Annotated in this window: 6 protein-coding genes; 2 read left to right on the top strand and 4 right to left on the bottom strand. The window is 29.3% G+C overall.

Annotation, left to right across the window (positions count from 1 at the left end; genetic code table 11):
* Positions 1-106 precede the first annotated feature (106 nt).
* From BUA77_RS12800 to BUA77_RS12780, 4 genes are all read right to left on the bottom strand, one after another.
* Positions 107-520 (bottom strand): hypothetical protein, encoded by a 414-nt coding sequence (locus BUA77_RS12800; RefSeq protein ID WP_072890889.1) that lies wholly within the window; start codon positions 518-520, stop codon positions 107-109.
* Between the two features lie 323 nt (positions 521-843).
* A complete protein-coding gene (locus BUA77_RS12790; RefSeq protein WP_072890887.1) occupies positions 844-1,287 on the bottom strand; it encodes a peptidoglycan recognition protein family protein in 444 nt (147 codons plus the stop codon).
* A gap of 30 nt (positions 1,288-1,317) precedes the next feature.
* The gene (locus BUA77_RS12785; RefSeq protein WP_072890884.1) at positions 1,318-1,548 is read right to left on the bottom strand and encodes a BhlA/UviB family holin-like peptide; all 231 of its coding nucleotides are present in this window, start codon (positions 1,546-1,548) and stop codon (positions 1,318-1,320) included.
* Between the two features lie 28 nt (positions 1,549-1,576).
* Positions 1,577-2,122 (bottom strand): RNA polymerase sigma factor, encoded by a 546-nt coding sequence (locus BUA77_RS12780; RefSeq protein ID WP_072890882.1) that lies wholly within the window; start codon positions 2,120-2,122, stop codon positions 1,577-1,579.
* A 291-nt stretch (positions 2,123-2,413) separates the two neighbouring features.
* On the opposite strand from BUA77_RS12780, the gene BUA77_RS14480 reads away from it, so the two are divergent.
* Positions 2,414-3,655: a DUF4158 domain-containing protein gene (locus BUA77_RS14480; RefSeq protein ID WP_242939128.1), complete on the top strand. Its 1,242-nt coding sequence runs from the start codon at positions 2,414-2,416 to the stop codon at positions 3,653-3,655.
* A 76-nt stretch (positions 3,656-3,731) separates the two neighbouring features.
* Positions 3,732-4,382 (top strand): Tn3 family transposase, encoded by a 651-nt coding sequence (locus tag BUA77_RS14475; protein WP_242939127.1) that lies wholly within the window; start codon positions 3,732-3,734, stop codon positions 4,380-4,382.
* Positions 4,383-4,454: the final 72 nt, after the last annotated feature.

Below are 4,454 nucleotides of genomic sequence, written 5' to 3'. Positions count from 1 at the left end.
TATCTTAATTTCTTGGTCGTTATTAATGATAGGTTAACATAATTTGCTGGAGTTTTTCTATTTGTAAATTTTAACTAGCACAACGAGTTAATTTATAAAGTATTAATTAGCTTATTGTTATCCAAGTATCTGTCCCTTTAAGGCGTGCTTTTGTGAAATATACATCAGAAATAACCTCACCATAACTAGATTTATAAAATTTACCTTTCACTTGTATTCTATCAAAACTAGTATCTTGAAGTATATCTTTCGCTGCTGTAAATGCATCTATAGTATTTTCTAATTTTCCATGAAAATAACCATGATTAATTGTATGTCCTCCTAAAGTTACTCCTAATACCCCAGCAATAAATGCAGATAATCCTCCTGTTGACATGCTGAAAACTCCAAAGATAATACCTACAAAAGCCTCTGTAGTTCCTAAAGCGGATGATTCTTTCTTTGCGTCTTTAAGTTCGTCTAAAATTGAATCAATTTGATATCTACTTAAAGTCGCACTATACGTACTTGTAGTTGCCATTATAACTTCACTCCTTTAAATTTATTTTTTATTTATAAAACTCAACTTACTGGCCAGCTTGTTTTGTCTTACACTTAATAAAGACGTTTTTATTTCCTAAAATGTAAACCTGAAATGATAAAAATTTTAAAATTATATAAAAAAGAAAAACATCTTCGTTTTATGAAGATGCTTAAACTACTCGTAATACTTGATTTGGATAGATTGTATCTGTACTTAATTTATTTAATCTTTTTAATTGCTCTATGGATATATCAAACACTTTAGCTATTGACCACAAAGTATCTCCAGATTTTACTGTAGTAAGTATCTAATCCTTTTTTCTAATAGAATACTTCTTCCTTTATTCTTTCTAAAGGATAGTTCTCGCCTGGACAGCTTGTTGGATTTAATTCTTTATGTCCTTTGATAGTTTCAATCTTATATTTATCACACAAATATCTGCATAACTCCATTACTACCTTTTCATGCTCTATAAGCATGGATTCCTTCATGTAATCACCTTGGACACATATTCCTATGGAATATGCATTATGATTTAAGCAGTGCGCTCCTACAGCCTTCTCTGGTCGTCCTCTATATATCTTTCCATCCTTCGTGATAAAAAAATGATATCCAATTCCACTCCAGCCTTTATCTCTTTTATGCCATTTATGAATGTCATATACATTACAGGTACTATGTGCAGCATGATGAAGGATTATCGCTGTAAGCTCATTTGTATAATGCAGCTTCTTAAAATCTAAGTTGGTTTCTATAATATTCATATCCATCTCCTTTTTCCTTTTTAATTTTGACTAATCTTTCTTAAATACATAGCTTTTAATTTCCTCTACGTCTTTTTTTACATCCTCAACAATATTTAATTTATCAGTAAGCTTAGATATAATGCCTTGATAGTTTTGTTCTCTTTCTTCTTGCCTTAGATCTCTCTTTTCTTGTGCTTTTAAAATATAAAAAATAAGAGCAACACTTAAAGCTGCCCATATTCCTTGAGATGAAGCTAATTCAAGTACTTTATTTTCCAATATAATCACCACCTTCTCGTATAAGAAATTAAATAGCTATACATAGTTCTGTTTTTAAATATTCTTTAAGACGTTTTATTGCTTTGTTTTTAGCTTTATTTACAGCTTGCCTTGATATATGAAGCTTAGTAGCTATCTCTGCATCAGAATAACCTTTTATAAATTTTTCTACTATAACGATTTTTTGAATATCTGTCAGCATATTTAATAAATCTTTAACAAAAACTCCGTCTTCAATTTGATAATTAGCTTCATTTTCTATTACATCTAAGTTTATTTCCATTTCTTCTTTAACTCCTTTTACATATTTTCTAAATAAATCTACTTTTCTATTTTTCATCGAATTATATATGTAATTTACAACAACACCATCATTTTTTGTCTTGAAATTACTTGATTTTATCCCCTTTACAATCTCTATTAATGCTATAATTAAATCTGTTTCAGCCAGTTCATAATTTAACTCTCTACTAAACTTTTTTAATGTTGGCTCAAATTTATTTATGATTTCAATAAAAGCTTCTTTATCTCCATCCTTTGCTTTTTCTATAATTTCAAAAAATGATTTTTTCATATGTTTAGTCCCCCCTAAATAGAAAGATAAAAATATATCTATTAAAGACGTAAAAGTAGTGTGATTTGTAAACTGCTAAAGTAAAATTTTTCACAATATTATAAAAAATGTAAAAAAGAAGCGTGTTTTATCATTATTTGCTTGTATACAATAAAATGAATTTTTCTCAAAAAAAGGCCTTAGAACATCAAGATCTTTTAAGCTAAATTTTTAATAAACTAAAGAAGGATAACTAATATACATATGAAAGGTGATATAATGGGATAAAATCTATATTTGGAGGGGGTTTCAGTGAAAAGGAATTGGGAAATTGATGAGCTTATAGAGTACTTTACATTTCTACCAAATGAATTAAGTTTAATAGGAAATAAAACAAGCGGTAATCGATTAGGATTTTCAGTATTATTCAAATTTTTTCAATATGAAGCACGGTTTCCAAGGAATAAAAGCGAAATTCCAAAAGAAATTATTCTTTTCATATCAAAACAACTAAATTTAAATCCATCATTATTTGATAAATATGATTGGACTGGAAGAGTTATAAAGTATCATAGAGCACAAATTAGAGACTTTTTCAAATTTAGAGAAGCAACTGCTAAGGATATTGATAATGTAACAGAATGGCTGTGTAAGCATGTATTTTACCATAATGCTGATATAGATAATCTAAAACAAGAAGCCTATAATAAATTCAGAGAATTAAATATTGAATCTCCAACTCCTGACCGCATGAATCGTATAACCAAGTCAGCTATTTTTACTTATGAAAATCAATTCTTCCAAGAAACATTTAATAAATTATCCAAAGATACTTTAATTAAGATGGATACTTTAATAAAAGATTTAACTGCTTATGATGAAAACGAAATTGATTGTAGGCAAAGAGATTTTCTATCATTTAGTCAGTTAAGAGCAGATCCAGGACGAATTGGGCTTGAAAGTGTTTTTAAGGAAATAATCAAACTCAAAACCATTCGACAAATTAATATACCTGACAACCTTTTTAATAACGTTCCACAGAAAATACTTAAAAAATATAAGCAAAGAGCTGTATCTGAAGATTCACGTGAATTACGCAGACATCCAGAACCTTTAAGATATACTTTATTAGCAGCTTTTTTCTGGCTCAGGTGCAGGGAAATTACAGATAATCTAATTGAATTACTTATACAGATTATCCATCGGATAGGTGTCCGTGCAGAAAGAAAGGTTGAGAAAGAATTTATAAATGACTTTAAACGTGTTAACGGAAAAACAAATATCCTTTTTAGAATGGCTGATGCAGTCTTAAACAATCCTGAGGGTATTATAAAGGACGTATTATTTCCTATAGTAAGTGAAACTACCCTTAATTCATTAGTGAAAGAATTTAAAACTACAGGCTCTGCGTACAAACAAAAAGTTTATACAGTAATGAGATCCTCCTATGCAAATCACTATAGACGTATGATTCCAAAAATACTTGATATAATTGAATTTAGATCTAATAATGATGTTCATAAACCTATATATAGAAGCCTTAGAAATTATTAGGAAGTATTATAATATTGGTACTCATTATTTTTCTAACACTGAAATTATCCCTATTGATGGAGTTATAAAACCAGGTATGAAGGATGCTGTGATAGAAACAGATGATAACGGGCAAGAACGTATAAACAGAATGAATTATGAAATTGTTACACTACAATCTTTAAGAGATAAACTTCGTTGTAAAGAAATATGGGTTATAGGAGCAGATAGATATAGAAATCCTGATGAAGATTTACCAGCTGATTTTGAAAATCGCAGAGAAGAGCATTATAAAGCCTTAAAGAAGCCATTAAATTCAGAAGAGTTTATAACCAGTATAAAGCAAGTTATGTATGAGAGCTTAACAAAACTAGATAGCGGTATGCCTAAAAATCCTAAAGTTCGTTTATCAACTAAAAATAATAAAGGATGGATAACAGTATCAACAAGTGATCCACAGCCTGAACCTGTTAATCTTATCAAATTAAAAGCAGAAATAATGAAGCAATGGCCAATGACTAATTTACTTGATATTTTAAAAGAGAGTGATCTTAGGCTATCTTTTACCGATAGATTTAAAACAATAGCAGCACATGAAAGACTTGATCGTGCTACTATTCAAAAAAGACTTATTCTTACCTTGTATGGCTTAGGTACAAATACTGGACTAAAGCGTATTTCCGCTGGCAATCATGGTGAAAATTATAAGGATCTATTATATATTCCACCACTTTACAAGAAAATCTAACTTGCTAAATCCTCTACGTTAGCGTATTGACGTAGATATGGTATGCGAGATAGATTTTTCTTGATTTGGTGT

Source organism: Tepidibacter formicigenes DSM 15518 (assembly GCF_900142235.1).
Classification (GTDB): domain Bacteria; phylum Bacillota; class Clostridia; order Peptostreptococcales; family Peptostreptococcaceae; genus Tepidibacter; species Tepidibacter formicigenes.
The sequence above is the reverse complement of the archived record's forward strand: the minus strand, read 5'-3'. Positions and strand labels throughout refer to the sequence as shown.